The 14872-nt window shown below is 67.0% G+C and carries 13 protein-coding genes; 11 read left to right on the plus strand and 2 right to left on the minus strand.

Annotation, left to right across the window (positions count from 1 at the left end; all coding sequences use genetic code 11):
- The first annotated feature begins 91 nt into the window (after positions 1 to 91).
- Entirely contained in the window at positions 92 to 2884 is a 2793-nt protein-coding gene (locus BFF94_RS08320; protein WP_128843902.1) for an amino acid adenylation domain-containing protein, read from the plus strand.
- Between the two features lie 124 nt (positions 2885 to 3008).
- Positions 3009 to 4706, plus strand: a complete 1698-nt coding sequence (locus BFF94_RS08325) for a formyltransferase family protein (RefSeq protein WP_128843903.1) — start codon at positions 3009 to 3011, stop codon at positions 4704 to 4706.
- A 77-nt stretch (positions 4707 to 4783) separates the two neighbouring features.
- On the opposite strand, the gene BFF94_RS08330 is transcribed toward BFF94_RS08325, so the two are convergent.
- Both BFF94_RS08330 and BFF94_RS08335 read right to left on the minus strand, forming a co-directional pair.
- On the minus strand, positions 4784 to 5116 hold the full coding sequence (locus BFF94_RS08330) for a winged helix-turn-helix transcriptional regulator (RefSeq protein WP_128843904.1): 333 nt from the start codon (positions 5114 to 5116) through the stop codon (positions 4784 to 4786).
- Between the two features lie 152 nt (positions 5117 to 5268).
- Positions 5269 to 6501, minus strand: coding sequence for an MFS transporter (locus BFF94_RS08335; protein WP_128843905.1), 1233 nt, complete (start codon positions 6499 to 6501; stop codon positions 5269 to 5271).
- A 171-nt stretch (positions 6502 to 6672) separates the two neighbouring features.
- Between BFF94_RS08335 and BFF94_RS08340 the strand changes: the two genes are divergently transcribed.
- The 9 genes from BFF94_RS08340 to uraD all read left to right on the plus strand — a co-directional run bounded on the left by BFF94_RS08340 (position 6673) and on the right by uraD (position 14835).
- Entirely contained in the window at positions 6673 to 7578 is a 906-nt protein-coding gene (locus tag BFF94_RS08340) for a LysR family transcriptional regulator (protein ID WP_372454159.1), read from the plus strand.
- 146 nt (positions 7579 to 7724) lie between these two features.
- Positions 7725 to 8126 (plus strand): DnaJ family domain-containing protein, encoded by a 402-nt coding sequence (locus BFF94_RS08345; protein WP_012328731.1) that lies wholly within the window; start codon positions 7725 to 7727, stop codon positions 8124 to 8126.
- Positions 8123 to 8719 carry a tRNA adenosine(34) deaminase TadA gene (tadA, locus tag BFF94_RS08350; RefSeq protein ID WP_128843907.1) on the plus strand — a complete coding sequence of 199 codons (597 nt, stop codon included), beginning with the start codon at positions 8123 to 8125 and terminating at the stop codon, positions 8717 to 8719. Before BFF94_RS08345 ends, tadA begins: the two co-directional genes overlap by 4 nt.
- Positions 8720 to 8826: 107 nt before the next feature.
- Positions 8827 to 9765, plus strand: coding sequence for a muramoyltetrapeptide carboxypeptidase (gene ldcA, locus BFF94_RS08355; RefSeq protein WP_128843908.1), 939 nt, complete (start codon positions 8827 to 8829; stop codon positions 9763 to 9765).
- Positions 9766 to 10073: 308 nt separating this feature from the next.
- On the plus strand, positions 10074 to 10778 hold the full coding sequence (locus BFF94_RS08360; protein ID WP_128843909.1) for a GntR family transcriptional regulator: 705 nt from the start codon (positions 10074 to 10076) through the stop codon (positions 10776 to 10778).
- 149 nt (positions 10779 to 10927) lie between these two features.
- Positions 10928 to 12412, plus strand: coding sequence for an NCS1 family nucleobase:cation symporter-1 (locus BFF94_RS08365; protein WP_128843910.1), 1485 nt, complete (start codon positions 10928 to 10930; stop codon positions 12410 to 12412).
- A gap of 10 nt (positions 12413 to 12422) precedes the next feature.
- Positions 12423 to 13214 (plus strand): aspartate/glutamate racemase family protein, encoded by a 792-nt coding sequence (locus BFF94_RS08370; RefSeq protein WP_128843911.1) that lies wholly within the window; start codon positions 12423 to 12425, stop codon positions 13212 to 13214.
- A 149-nt stretch (positions 13215 to 13363) separates the two neighbouring features.
- Complete coding sequence (gene puuE / locus BFF94_RS08375; protein ID WP_128843912.1) at positions 13364 to 14317, plus strand: allantoinase PuuE; 954 nt, start codon at positions 13364 to 13366, stop codon at positions 14315 to 14317.
- Positions 14314 to 14835 (plus strand): 2-oxo-4-hydroxy-4-carboxy-5-ureidoimidazoline decarboxylase, encoded by a 522-nt coding sequence (uraD, locus tag BFF94_RS08380; RefSeq protein WP_128843913.1) that lies wholly within the window; start codon positions 14314 to 14316, stop codon positions 14833 to 14835. Before puuE ends, uraD begins: the two co-directional genes overlap by 4 nt.
- Positions 14836 to 14872 lie beyond the last annotated feature (37 nt).

The following is a 14872-nucleotide window of genomic DNA, read 5'->3' on the forward strand; positions in this document are numbered from 1 at the left end:
CGGGCGGCCGGCGGGGGCCGTCGTCGAAGAAGGCAGTCTGGCGAGCGTTTGCGCCGCCGGGATGGACAACGCCGTGAGGACGGAGAAGATCATGCGATCCGAGGAGCAGGTATCGGGCTGGAAAGCCTTGTTGGACGTAGCGGGCGCGGCAGGGCGCGTGGCCCGGGCGGCGCCGGGCAGCGAGGCCTCCGTGGGTGCCGACGTCGCCGTGATCGAGCGCGACGCGGCGAGCCTGCGGCCCGACGATCTCGGCCTGCCGCACCTGCTGCTTGCGCAAGCGCGGCGCCAGCCCGAGGGGACGGCGGTGGTATTCGGCGACGAGCGCTTGTCCTACCGCGAGTTCACGGCAGCCAGCCTGCAGGTGGCCGCGCATCTGCGGCATCTCGGTTGTGCGGCGGACGACTGCATCGGCATGTATGTGGAGCCGTCGATCGAACAGATCTTGCTGGCCTGGGGCGTGCTGTTCGCCGGCAGCGCCTACCTGGCGTTGTCGCTCGAGTATCCGGAGGAGCGCTTGCGATACATGATGGCCGACGCGAAGGTGGCGATCGTGGTCACGCAGCGCCGGTTCCGCGAGCGGCTCGCGGCGATCGTGCCGCCCGGCACGCGGATCGTCGTCATCGAGGATGTCGCAGCCTACCTGCGCAGCCACGCTGTCGCCATCGATCCGTCGGCGTATGCGGATCGGGTGCGGCCCGCACAGCTGGCCTACGTGATCTATACCTCCGGCAGCACGGGCAAGCCCAAGGGCGTGATGATCGAGCATCGCAGCATCGTCAACCAGATGCGTTGGCTTGCCGAGTCCTGCGGGCTCGGGCCCGGCAAGACGCTGCTGCACAAGACACCGATCAGCTTCGACGCGGCACAGTGGGAAATCCTTGCGCCGGCCTCCGGCGCGACGCTGGTGGTCGGTCGCCCTGGCGTGCATCGCAGCGTCGACGAACTGATCGACACTCTCGTGCGTTATCAGGTGACCACGCTGCAATGCGTGCCCACGCTGTTGCAGGCCTTGCTCGACAGTGGCCGCTTTGCCGCCTGCCGGTCGCTGCGACAGATCCTGAGCGGTGCGGAAAGCCTGTCAACCAAGCTGGCCGGCCAATGCCTCGACACGCTGCCGCAATGCGAGCTGATCAACATGTATGGGCCGGCCGAGTGCACGATCAATGCGTCGGCGGTCACGGTGACGCGCGAACGGATCGCCAGCAGCACCAACGGCATTTCGATCGGCCGCCCGGTGCGTAACACGACGCTCCATATTCTCGACGAAGGGCTTTCGCCGGTGGCCGCCGGCGAGATCGGCGAGCTGTATGTCGGCGGCATCCAGCTGGCGCGTGGCTACCTGAATCTGCCCGAGCTGACGGCCGAACGGTTTCTCGACACGCCGATGTTGCGCGAACGTTACGGTTCGCGTCTGTACCGCACCGGCGATCTCGCCAGCTGGAACGCGGACGGTAGTGCTCAGTTCGCGGGGCGCAAGGACAGCCAGATCAAGTTTCGCGGTATGCGCATCGAGCTCGAGGAGATCAAGCTGGCGCTGGAAGGACTCGCGCCCGTGAAGAGCGCGGCGGTGTTGACGCATGCCAACCGGCATAGCGGAGCGCAGCAATTGCTGGCGTGCGTTGAGTTGAACGCCGATGCCGCGCGCGACGTGGGCAGCCGCCCGGCCGGCGAAGTGGCGGCGTCGCTGCGCGCGGCGCTGAGCGAGCGCTTGCCCGATTACATGGTGCCGGGCGAGTTCCGGGTGGTCGACCGCCTGCCGCTGACTGTCAGCGGCAAGATCGACTTCCGGGCGCTGGCGGCGTGGAGCGAGTCGGATCAGGTACGGCCCGTCGTGCTGCCGCGCACGGCGGCGGAAAAGCGGATCGGCGCGATCTGGATGCAGACGATGAAACGCGTCGACGTGTCGATCCAGGACGATTTTTTTGCCTACGGTGGTGATTCGCTGGTCGCGGTCGAGCTGATCGAGAAGATCAATGCGGCGTTTGGTACGTGCCTGCAGCTGCATGCGTTGTTTCGTGCGCCAACCATCGAGAAGCTGGCGCAGCTTGTCGAGGGCGGGGTGCCGGATGGCGGTTCTTCGCGGCTGATTCGTCTGAAGGCGAAGGGCACTCTGTCGCCGGTATTCTGCTGGCCGGGGCTCGGCGGGTATCCGATGAACCTGCGCATACTGGCCGGCAAGCTGTCGATCGACCGGCCGTTCTACGGGATTCAGGCGCTCGGCATCGGCGACGGCGAGGTGCGGTGCCGCACGGTCGAGGCGATGGCCCGCCATGATATCGCGGCCATCCGGTGTATCCAGCCGGTCGGGCCGTACACCTTGTGGGGTTATTCGTTCGGCGCGGGCGTCGCGTTCGAGGCGGCGCATCAGCTCGAGCAGCAGGGCGAACAGGTCGAGAGCCTGGTCCTGATCGCACCCGGCCGGGCGCAGATCGGGCTCTCGCCGTCGGCGCTCGACGATGACTATCCCGTGTATGGCGATCCGGCACTGGTCGCGCTGCTGTTCTCGGTGTTCGCGCGTGGTGCCGGCGATGCCGATCTCGCCGAGTGCCTGGCGTTCACGCGCGACGAAGCGAGCTTCGCCGACTTTATCCGCAGCCGGCACCCCGGGCTCTCGATCGATCAGATCCGGCGCATCGCCACCATCGTGGTCCGGACGTTTGCGCTCAACTACACGGACGCACAGGTGCGCGCGCGCGTGATTGGTGCGCCGATCACGATCTTCAACGCGCGTGACGACGGGGTGTCCTTCATCGAGCGATGCGGCGACTATCCGTCTACGCCGTGCGTGCACGACCTCGACGCCACCCATTTCGATGTGCTGAAACCTCCGCATCTTGACCAGTTGATCGAGCTGATCCATCTGCACCAGTGGTCTGCCTCCTGAAGCGAGCAGGGCTGCCCCTCATCGAAGGACTGTCGTGACCCTTTCAACACCGATCGATACAGCTGGCACGGGCCGTGCCGAATCTGCGCCGTCAAGTACGTCCATCGGGCCCACGCGCCGTTGCGTGGTGATCGGCGGCAGCACGCTGGCGATGCGCTGCATCGCGATGCTGCGCGAGGCGGGATACGTCGTCGCGGCCGTGCTGCCGACCGAGCCGACACTCGCAACGTGGGCGGCCGGGCAGGCACTGCCGTGCTTCGATACGCTCGCCAACCTAGAGGCGTGGCTTGCCCATCGCGAGACCGAATGGCTGTTTTCGATCGTCAATCCGCTCGTGCTGCCTGCGTCGTTGCTGGCGCGTTTTCGTCGGGGAGGCTTCAATTATCACGATGCACCGTTGCCGCGCTATGGTGGAACGCATGCGACCACGTGGGCGCTGCTCGCGCAGGAGACCCGGCATGCGATCACCTGGCACCGCATCGCCGCCGCGGTCGATGCGGGCGACATCGCGGTGCAATGCGAGGTCGAGATCGAGCCGGCCGAATCGGCGCTGTCGCTCAATCTCAAGTGTTACCAGGCGGCTGCCGACGGGTTTGGCCGGCTGCTCGCCGAGCTGGCGGCCGACACGCTCGTTTGTCGGCCGCAGGATCCGTCGCGACGGTCCTTCTTTGCGAAGCGGCGGCGTCCCGAGGCGGCCGGTTGCCTGCGCTGGGACCAGCCTGCGCAGGCCCTGTCGGCGATGGTGCGTGCGCTGACTTTCGGGCCCTACCATGCCAACCCGATGGCCCTGCCGAAGATGCGGATCGACGGCCGGCATCTGTGGGTGAGCCGGCTCCACGTGTTGCCCGAGCGTTCGGGCCTGTTGCCGGGTACGCTCGTTGATGTCGCGCCGGATCACTGGCGCATCGCGACCGGCAGCGAGGACGTTGCCGTCGAATTCTCGGCACCCGACGGGACACAGCTCGATTCGTTCGATCTCGCTGCCGAGCATGGCGTGCTGGAGGGCGAGCGCTTTCCGATCCTCGGCGATGCCGAAGCGCGGCGCCTGGAACGCGTCCATGAAGCGGTGGCACTCGATGAAGCATTCTGGGTGGGACGGCTTGAGCGCTTCGAGGCGTCGTCGCTGCCGTTCGTGGCCCGGCAGGATTCCACCGCGACGGGGGCGAAGGCAAGTGCGTGGCGACCATTGCCGGGGGTAGCGGTGCGCGCGTCCGATGCCGCGATCGAGTTGGCCTGGGGCGCGTGGCTGCTCCACGTTGCGGACCTGGCGGGCACGACGCATTTGCAGCTGGGTTGGTCGGTCGCCGGGCAGGACGACCTCGATATTGAGGCAGGCGGTGCCGCTTGCTTCGCCCCGATCGTGCCGACCGACATCGATCTCGATTGCACGTGGACGCCGGCGGAACTGATCGAGCGGGTGGCGGCCGAGCACGACCGCCTGGCTCGGCACCGGACCCATGCGCTCGACCTCGTCGCGCGGTTTCCTTCGCTGCGTGCGGTGCCGTTGCTGCATGCGCGTCAGCCTTGGCCCTTCGGCATCGCGATCACGTGTGAAGCCGGTGAGGTAAGCGACGGCGCCGTCCGGTCCGGCATTGCGCCAGGCCGGATGCTATGGCTGCAGATCGATGCGCTCGGCCGCAAGTTTCGACTCGTGGCCGAGGCGTCGGGCGTCGCGCATGCCGAGCTGAATTCGATGATGTCCGAGCTGGTCGAATCGATGATCGCGCTGGGCCGCCCGGAGCAGGCGGATCGGGCGATCGGGCGCGTTCGCGAAAATCGCGAACGTCGCGAATTCGACGCCTGGGCGGGACCGTCACGCTGACCGCCGGCCGTCGGCGGATGGTCCGGCCTGTGGCGGGACGCTTGCAGTCGGCACGCATCGGGCATGCGGAACGGCCGCTATTCCGGTTGCACGGGCGGGTTCTCCTCCGCCCAGCGCCCGAGTGCGACGATCACGGGCTGCAAGGCTGCGCCGCGGCGGGTCAGCACATATTCGGCATGCGTGGCGCCGCATGTCGGCGCTGCGGGCTGGAGCAGTCCGCCCTCGACCAGTTGTTGCAGCCGATTCGAGAGGATATTGCTGGCGATGCCGAGGTCCTTTTGTAGCAGGCAGAAGCGGCGGATCCCGAGGAAGATGTCGTAGAGGATCGACAGTGACCATCGATCACCGATGAGACGTTCCGCACGAACGATTGGGTGGGGCGAAACGGGTAGCAGCCGTTGTTTTTTCATCGATGGCTCCTGGAGAGTTCGGAGAAGCAGGTGACGGCCGCCGCATGGCGAGGCCCGCGCGGGGCCCGATGCGATTGTGCGTCACGGCGGTTTGCCGTTGAGGGGAGCGTGGCGTCCGCCGCGGCATTCGCGTGCCGCGACACCGGTGGCCGTCAGGTCGCACGTGCCGCGTTGCGCGGCGGGAAGCCGTGCACGTTGGCGCGCCATGCAATCAGGATCGCCAGTAGCAGGAGTGCGATCAGCGCCCACGGAAACGAGCTGGCCTGCCAGGTCTGCAGCAGCACGCCGCCGATCGCGCCGCCGGCTGCGATTGCGACGTTCCATGCGGTGACCAGGATCGATTGCGCCACGTCCGCGCCGGCGCCGGCCGCCTCGGCGGAGGCCGTCTGCAAGAGCGCGGCGGAGCCGCCGAAGGTCAGCCCCCACACGGCCACCGCAAGGTAGATGACCACCGGCTCGCGGCCGCCGAAGGCAAGCGCGAGTGATGCCAGCGCGAACAGGGCCAGCCCGGCGAGCACCAGCGAACGCAGCATGCGATCGATCAGCAGGCCGCTCAGCCAGATGCTGGCGAGCGAGGCCACGCCGAATACGAACAGCACCACGTCGATGCGGCTCGCGAGCCCCGCGGGGGCGATGAACGGCACGAGATAGGTGTAGAGAATGCTGTGTGCGAGCACCCAGCAGACCAGCACGGCCAGCACCGACCGCACGCCGGGCGTCGTGAACACCTTGAGGATCGGGTCGCGCTGCTCGACGGACTGGCCAGGGTAGTCGGGCACGCGGGCGAGCACCCAGACGATGGCGACGACGGTCAGCGCAGAGACCAGCCCGACAGTGGGCCGCCAGCCGAAGCTGGCGCCGAGGAAGGTGCCGATCGGCACGCCCAGCGACAGCGCGAGCGGAGCGCCGACGCCGGCCAGCGCCAGTGCGCGGCCCTTGAGCGGATCGGGCACCATGCGGCGCGCGTAGCCGGCGAGCATGCCCCAGATCAGGCCTCCGGCCATGCCGGCCAGGAAGCGGGCGGCGAGCGCGACGACGTAACTGGTGGTCACGGCGGTGAGGGTGTTGAAGGCCAGTAGGCCGGCCAGTGTGGCGAGCATCAGCTTGCGGCGCCGCCAGCCGCGGGTGGCGGCAATCAAAGGAATCGCGGCCACCAGGGAGCCGATCGCGTAGAGCGTGACGAACTGGCCGGCCAGCGCTTCGGTAATCGAGAAGCTGGCGCTGATATGGGCCAGCATGCCGGCAGGAAAGGTCTCGGTGAGCAACGCGAGGAAGCCGGTGGTCGCCAGCGCGAGTAGCGCGGAGACGGGTAGGCTCGCGGGCGCGGCATCGAGGTGATGCACGGTGCTTGTGCCGGCGACCTCGGCGGTGTTGGGTGTCGTCATGGTGTTCCTTTTGTTGAGGCCTTCCGGAGACGGAGCCGGATCGGATAGGTGGCGCAGCCGGACTCGGCCTGCGCCCCGTTGGCTGATGCCGCCATCCGGTATAGGTTGGCCGAAAACGAATCCATGAAAAATAGGATAAAGTTCACAATATTTATGACACAGATGTCATAGATGGCGGGTGAACCCATGGAACATCATCTCGGATCGCTGGGCGTCTTCGTGCGTGCTGCCGAGGCGCGCAGTTTTACGGCCGCAGCCCAGCAGCTCGGTCTGTCGTCGTCGGCCGTCAGCAAGGCTATCGTCCGGCTCGAGGAACGCGTCGGCGTGCGGCTTTTCCACCGCTCGACGCGCACCGTGACGCTGACGCCGGAGGGGGCGCTGTTCCTCGAGCGTTGCCGGCGCATTCTTGGCGAGGTGGAGGCGGCGGAAAACGAACTGCTGCACTTGCAGAACAGCCCGCGCGGCAAGTTGCGGATCAGCCTGCCGTCGATCAGCATGGTGTTCATCGAGAAGATCGCCGCCTTCAAGGCGCTCTATGGCGAGATCGAACTCGATATCGACTACAGTGACCGGCTCGTGGACATGATCGAGGAGGGCTTCGACGTCGTGATCCGTACCGGCGAGCCGACCGATTCGCGCCTAATGGCGCGTACCATCGGCAGCTACCGGCGCGTGATCGTCGGGACGCCGGCGTATTTCGAGCGCGTCGGGTTGCCCGAGCGGCCCGAGGATCTCATCCGGCATGCCTGCCTGCTCTATCGTTACCCGACCACCGGCAAGCTCGATGTCTGGCCGCTCGGCAAGGACGCGCGCACCATCAGCGCCGAGCTGCCGGTCAGCATGGTGACCAATACGCTGAACCCGCTGGTGTGCTTTGCCGAGCAGGGGCTTGGCGTGGCCTGCATTCCCGATATCGCGATTCGGGAGCAACTGGCCCGTGGCACGCTGATCAGCGTGCTCGACCGCTACAACCAGGACGTCACGACCTTCCGGATCATGTGGCCTTCCAGCCGCCAGCTGTCGCCGAAACTGCGCGTGTTTGTCGACTATCTCGTCGACCACCTGTTTCCGCTCTGACCAGTCGCCCAAAAAAAGAGACGCGACCCCGTCTGCGCCCGGCGATTCGGCCCCTAAAAAACCAATATCGAGCATATATTCAAAGGGCCTGTCATACCCGCGTCACCCTGCTAGAATTCGGCCTGCCGCATTGTTCCCATTGACTGATGAGATTGCTTGACGCCCTGGTCGAACAACGTATTGCCGCCGCCGCCGCGCGGGGCGAGTTCGACGATTTGCCGGGTACCGGCGCGCCGCAGGCGCTTGATGACGACCTGCTCGTGCCCGAGGAGGTGCGGGTGGCCAACCGTATCCTGAAGAACGCGGGCTTCGTGCCGCCGGCCGTCGAGCAATTGCGCGCGCTGCGCAACCTGCACGACGAAGTGCAGGCGGTCAGCGACCGCGCCGCGCGCTGCCGGCTGCAGGCGAAGATCCTCGCGCTCGACATGGCGCTCGAATCGCTGCGCGGCGGCCCGATGGTGATGCCGCGCGACTACTGCCGGCGCATCGCGGAACGCCTGTGCGAGCGCGGGCTCGACGAAGCGCCCGCCGAAGCGGGGCCGATGTGACGTCCGACACGCTGCACGACGCAGCCCCATCGGCAGCCGCCCCGGCGGCCGAACCCGTCGCCCATGCTCCTGCTCCCGAAGCCGCGCCCGTATCGGCGCGCGACCTGCATTTCATGCGTCTCGCGCAGGCCGCCGCCGAAGAGGCGCGCGCGGCCGGCGAAGTGCCGGTCGGCGCGGTGCTGGTGCGCGGCGACGAAGTGATCGCACGCGGGTTCAACCATCCGATCGGCGGGCACGACCCGTCGGCCCATGCGGAAATGGCCGCGCTGCGCATGGCCGCGCAGCATCTGCAGAATTACCGGATGCCCGGCTGCGAGCTGTACGTGACGCTCGAGCCGTGCCTGATGTGTGCGGGCGCGATCATGCATGCGCGCATCGCGCGGGTCGTCTACGGCGCCACCGACCCGAAGACGGGTGCGTGCGGCAGCGTGATCGACGCGTTCGCGAATCCGCAGCTCAACCACCATACCGAAGTGCTCGGCGGCGTGCTCGCCGACGAGTGCGGCGCCGCGCTGAAGTCGTTCTTCGCCGAGCGTCGTCGTGCGCTGCGCGAAGCACGGCTCGCCCCCGACGCCGAATCCGGCGCGTCATAGGCGCGCCTGCCGCGCCGGCCGCCCGGACCGAGCGGGCGCGCACGTTTCCTTGAACCGGAGACGGTTCGGACCCTCTAAGCAGGTTTGACGACCCGACACCTTTCGCCATGTCCTTCCAGCCCGCCGCGTCCTACACCATCCGCCTGCTGGCGCCGTCCGGCTATCCGCACGACCCCGACGCGATCAACCGCGCGCTTGAGCGCCTCGGCACCGCGGAGCATCGCATCGAGAACATCGAAGCGACGCAGCGGCGCTTCCAGCGTTTCGGCGGCACCGACGGCGAGCGGGCAGGCGACCTGAACCGTCTCGCCGATCCCGAGCGGCCGCTGCCGGACATTGCGCTTGCGGTGCGCGGCGGCTACGGCGCCGCACGCATTTTGCACGGGCTCGACTATCGCGGGCTCGAACGCAGGCTGCGCGACCAGCCGGTCGCGCTCGTCGGCCACAGCGACTTCACGGCGATCCAGCTCGCGTTGTACGCGAAGGCCCGCATCAAGACGTTCGGCGGCCCGATGCTGTCCGCCGACTTCGGCGCGGAGACGCCGAGCGATTTCACGATGCAGCACTTCTGGCAGACGCTGACGCAGCCGAGCACGACGATCATCGCCGAGGCGCCGCAGGTGCAGACCGTGAACGTGACGGGCACGCTGTGGGGCGGCAACCTCGCGATCCTCACGTCGCTCATCGGCACGCCGTACATGCCGGACATCGAGGGCGGCATCCTGTTCATCGAGGACGTCAACGAGCAGCCGTTCCGGATCGAGCGGATGATCTACCAGTTGCACCTGTCGGGGCTGCTCGCGCGCCAGCAGGCGCTCGTGCTCGGCCAGTTCACCGGCGCGCGGCCGTTCGAATACGACAACGGCTACGACATGCAGGCGATGATCGACCAGGTGCGCGCGGTGGTCGGCATTCCGGTCGTCACGGGGCTGCAGTTCGGCCACGTGCCCGACCTGCTGACGCTGCCGTTCGGCGCGCAGGTGCAACTGGTCGCGAATGCGCACGGTTTCCGGCTCACGCTGTCGGACTATCCGCATCTCGGCTGATGCCGGCGCGAACGATCGAAAGGCGGGTTTTCCCGCCTTTTTCTTTATGTGAATGCGCAACTAACGGTCAAATATTTCGACGCACATCGACAGAATCGTCATCGAATCTTGCACCAGTTTTGTCAACAAAATGACCGGGATGGCATGCGACGAGAGCAGCCTCTGTCAAGGCGTTCAGGCTTGATATGCATGGATTTCGCGCATCGTGCACCGATTGGAGTCGAGCCTGTGCACGCCGATTGTGCGAAATTCAGGAAAAGAATTGTTGACAATCTTTATGTCCGTCCTAGGATGAGGACCATCACACGATGCAGAACATGAACGAGCCCGATTCCCACCCGTCCGGCGCAGCCGGCCCCGAAGCGATCGCCGAGCGGATCCGCATGGCGATCCTCGAGCATCGGCTCGCGCCCGGCGCGAAGCTGACGGAGGCGCAGCTCTGCGACGTGTTCGGCGTGAAGCGCGGGACGATCCGCCAGGCGCTCGCGCAGCTCGCGACCGACAAGCTGGTCGAGCTCGAGCCGAACCGCGGCGCGTTTGTCGCGAGTCCGACGCTGCAGGACGTGCACGAGGTATTCGAGATGCGCCGGATCATCGAGCTCGCCGTCGTCGAGCGGCTCGCGACCGGGCCCGGCGCGAAGCGGCTGAAGGGCGTCGCCGCGCTGATCGACAAGGAACGCAAGGCGTTCGAGCGGCACGACTTCGCGGCATGGATCCGGCTGTCGGGCGAATTCCATACGGCGCTCGCCACGCTGATGGGCAATGCGACGCTCAGCGAGTGCCTCGAGGGGCTCGTCGCACGCTCGACGCTGATGTCGGCGCTGTATGAATCGCACGGGCGCAGCCCGTGCTCGTGCGACGACCACGACGAGATTCTCGCCGCGCTGGAGGCGGGAGACCCGAAGCGGGCGGTGACGCTGATGGCGCACCACCTGCAGCATGTCGAATTGAAGATGCTGGATCGGCCCGCGCAAGGGCAGGTCGATTTGCGCGAAGTGTTCGGCGGCGCCTGACCGGCGACGCGAACCTGGCCGCGCGCCACAGAACGAGAGCAATGCTGGCCTGCGGTGTTTGCCGCGGGCCGCTGGTCCGACTCCGGGCGATGATCCGGAGCGATATCGATGACGGTGGAGCGGCCATCCGGCCGCGTCAAGGAGAGGTCATGGCTCAGTTCAGTGTGGCGCACGACAGCGCCTATCCGGTGGAAGAAGGCGGCGAGGGCGGCGATCCGACGCTGCCGGGTGGTTATAGCAAACGTCTGTACAACGAAGATTTGGCACCCCTAAAAAATCAGACATGGGGTTCGTACAACATCTTCGCGTTCTGGATGTCGGACGTGCACAGCGTCGGCGGTTACGTGTTCGCAGGCAGCCTGTTCGCGCTCGGGCTGACGAGCTGGCAGGTGCTGATCGCGCTGATCGTCGGGATCGGCATCGTGAACCTGCTGTGCAACCTGATCGCGCGGCCGAGCCAGCAGATCGGCGTGCCGTATCCGGTCGCGTGCCGCGCGACGTTCGGCGTGCTCGGCGCGAACGTGCCGGCCGTGATCCGCGGGCTGATCGCGATCGCGTGGTACGGCATCCAGACCTATCTCGCGTCGAGCGCGCTCGTGATCGTCGTGCTGAAGTTCTTCCCGCAATGGCTGCCTTACGCGGACGTCCATCGCTACGGCTTCCTCGGGTTGTCGGCGGTCGGCTGGGCCGGCTTCATGCTGCTGTGGGTGCTCCAGGCGTTCGTATTCTGGAACGGGATGGAGACGATCAAGAAGTTCATCGACTTCGCGGGCCCGGCCGTCTATGTCGTGATGTTCATCCTCGCCGGCTACATGGTGTGGCGCGCGGGCTGGCGCAACATCGGCATCAACCTGGGCGGCGTCAAGTACCACGGCGCGGAAGTGATCCCGGTGATGATCACGGCCGTGTCGCTCGTCGTGTCGTACTTCTCCGGCCCGATGCTGAACTTCGGCGATTTCTCGCGCTACTGCCGCTCGTTCGGCGATGTGAAGCGCGGCAATTTCTGGGGGCTGCCCGTCAACTTCCTCGCGTTCTCGCTCGTCACGGTGATCACGACGGCCGCGACGCTGCCCGTGTTCGGCGAACTCATCACCGATCCCGTCGCGACGGTCGGCCGCATCGACCATCCGACCGCGGTGATCCTCGGCGCGCTGACGTTCACGATCGCGACGATCGGCATCAACATCGTCGCGAACTTCGTGTCGCCGGCGTTCGACTTCTCGAACGTCGCGCCGCGGCTGATCAGCTGGCGCGCGGGCGGGATGCTCGCGGCCGTCGCGTCGATCTTCATCACGCCGTGGAACCTGTTCAACAACCCGGCCGTGATCCACTACACGCTCGACGTGCTCGGCGCGTTCATCGGGCCGCTGTACGGCGTGCTGATCGCCGACTTCTACTTCGTCAAGCGCGGCCGGCTCGTGCGCGACGACCTGTACACGATGTCGGAACGCGGCACCTACTGGTACACGGGCGGCGTGAACCGCCGCGCGCTCGCCGCGCTGCTGCCGGCCGCGGTGATCGCGATCGTGTGCGTGATGGTGCCGGGTTGGGAGGGCGTCGCGAACTTCTCGTGGTTCATCGGCGCCGGGCTCGCGTTCGTGTTCTACCGGTTGCTCGTGAGCGCGAAGGCCTGAGGAGCGTGCGATGAAGATCCGACTGATCAATCCGAATACGACGCAGCGGATGACCGATGCGATGGGCCGCTGCGCGCGCGACGTCGCGGCGGCGGGCACCGAGATCGTGGCCGTGAGCCCGCCGATGGGGCCGCCGTCGATCGAAGGTTATTACGACGAGGCGCTCGCGACGCCGGGGCTACTCGCCGAGATCGCGCAGGGCGAGCGCGACGGCTGCGACGCATACGTGATCGCGTGTTTCGGCGATCCGGGCCTGTACGCGGCGCGCGAGCTCGCGCGCGGGCCGGTGATCGGCATCGCCGAGGCCGCGATGCATGCGGCGAGCGTGCTCGCGCCGGGCTTCTCGGTCGTCACCACGCTCGCGCGCACGTGCGGGATGGCGTGGCACCTCGCGGAGCGCTACGGGATGAAGCGGTTCTGCCGCAACGTGCGCGCGACCGACGTCGCGGTGCTCGAACTCGACCGGCCGGGATCGGCCGCGCGCCGGATCATCGTCGACGAGTGCCGGCGCGCGCTCGACGAGGACGGCGCCGACGCGATCGTGCTCGGCTGCGCGGGAATGGCCGAGTTCGCGCACGAGATCGAGCAGCAGATCGGCGCGCCGGTGGTCGAGGGCGTCACGGCGGCCGTCAAGTGGGCCGAGGCGCTCGTTGCGCTGCGCCTCGCGACGGCGAAGCGCGGCGATTACGCGCGGCCGCTGCCGAAGCGCTACGACGGCGCTTTTGCCCGCTTCAGCCCGCCGGACGGGGATGTGGCGGAACCGGTCCCGAATTTGCCGCAACCGCACATACACACCGTCTGACATGCACTATCTGCGCCGCTGTATGGGCGCGTATGGACGTTTTCGCTACACTGGGCCGTCATCGCATCGGCGTGCGCGGCCAGCCTCCGGCATTCGCGCGGGTCGATGCGAACCCATTATTTCAGCCCGCTTTCGTCGCACTTCGAACCATGCCACTCGATCCCAACTATCCTCGCGACCTGATCGGCTACGGCCGCCATCCCGTTCAGGCGAACTGGCCGGGGCGCGCCCGCGTCGCCGTGCAATTCGTGCTGAACTATGAGGAGGGCGGCGAGAACTGCGTGCTGCACGGCGATCCGGGCTCCGAGCAGTTCCTGTCCGAAATCGTCGGCGCGGCCGCGTATCCGGACCGTCACATGAGCATGGAGTCGATCTACGAATACGGGTCGCGGGCTGGCGTGTGGCGCATCCTGCGCGAATTCGAGAAGCGCGGGATGCCGCTGACGGTATTCGGCGTCGGCATGGCGATCGAACGTCACCCGGAGCTGGCGCGCGCATTCGTCGAGCTCGGCCATGAGATCGCGTGCCACGGCTGGCGCTGGATCCACTACCAGGCCATGACGCCCGAGCTCGAGGCCGAGCACATGCGCCTCGGGATGGAAGCGATCGAGCGCGTGACGGGCGAGCGCCCGCTCGGCTGGTATACCGGCCGCGACAGCCCCAATACGCACCGCCTCGTCGCGGAATACGGCGGCTTCCTGTACGACTCCGACAACTACGGCGACGACCTGCCGTTCTGGATGGACGTCGAAGTGTCGGGCGGCGGCACGTCGCCGCAACTGATCGTGCCGTACACGCTCGACACGAACGACATGCGCTTCGCGACGCCGCAGGGCTTCAACACCGGCGATCACTTCTTCGACTACCTGCGCGACGCGTTCGACGTGCTGTACGCAGAGGGCGACGAGGCGCCGAAGATGCTGTCGATCGGCATGCACTGCCGCCTGCTCGGCCGGCCGGGACGTTTCCGCGGGCTGCAGCGTTTTCTCGACCACATCGAGAAGCACGATCGCGTATGGGTGACGCGCCGTGTCGATATCGCGCGTCACTGGCGTGAACATCATCCGTATCAGCCCAATCATCGAAACGAAGGGAAAGCATGAAGGCGATGCGCTACACGTTGGATCAACTGAACACGATGGCGCCGAGCGCATTTGTCGCGGCGCTGTCGGGGATCTTCGAACACTCGCCGTGGGTGGCCGAAGTCGCCGCGGGCGAGCGGCCGTTCGCGAGCATCGACGCGCTGCACAAGACGATGTCGGGTGCGGTGGAAACGGGCGGCGAAGCGCGCCAGCTCGCACTGATCAACGCTCACCCGGAGCTGGCCGGCAAGGCTGCCGTGCGCGGCGAGCTGACCGCCGAGTCGACGCGCGAGCAGAGCGGCGCGGGCCTCGGCCAGTGCACGCAGGAAGAGTTCGACAAGCTGCTGACGCTGAACCGCACGTATCGCGAGAAGTTCGGCTTCCCGTTCATCCTCGCGGTGCGCGGCTATGACCGGCACGGCATCATCGCGAACTTCGAGTCGCGCGTGAATCATTCGCGCACCGAAGAGCTGCGCGCGAGCCTCGACCAGATCTACCGGATCGCGCGTTTCCGCCTCGACGACCTGATCGACGCCTGACACCGCAATACGGCCTGCTGCGTCGCAGCGGCCCGAT

Source organism: Burkholderia catarinensis (genome assembly GCF_001883705.2).
GTDB classification, from domain to species: domain Bacteria; phylum Pseudomonadota; class Gammaproteobacteria; order Burkholderiales; family Burkholderiaceae; genus Burkholderia; species Burkholderia catarinensis.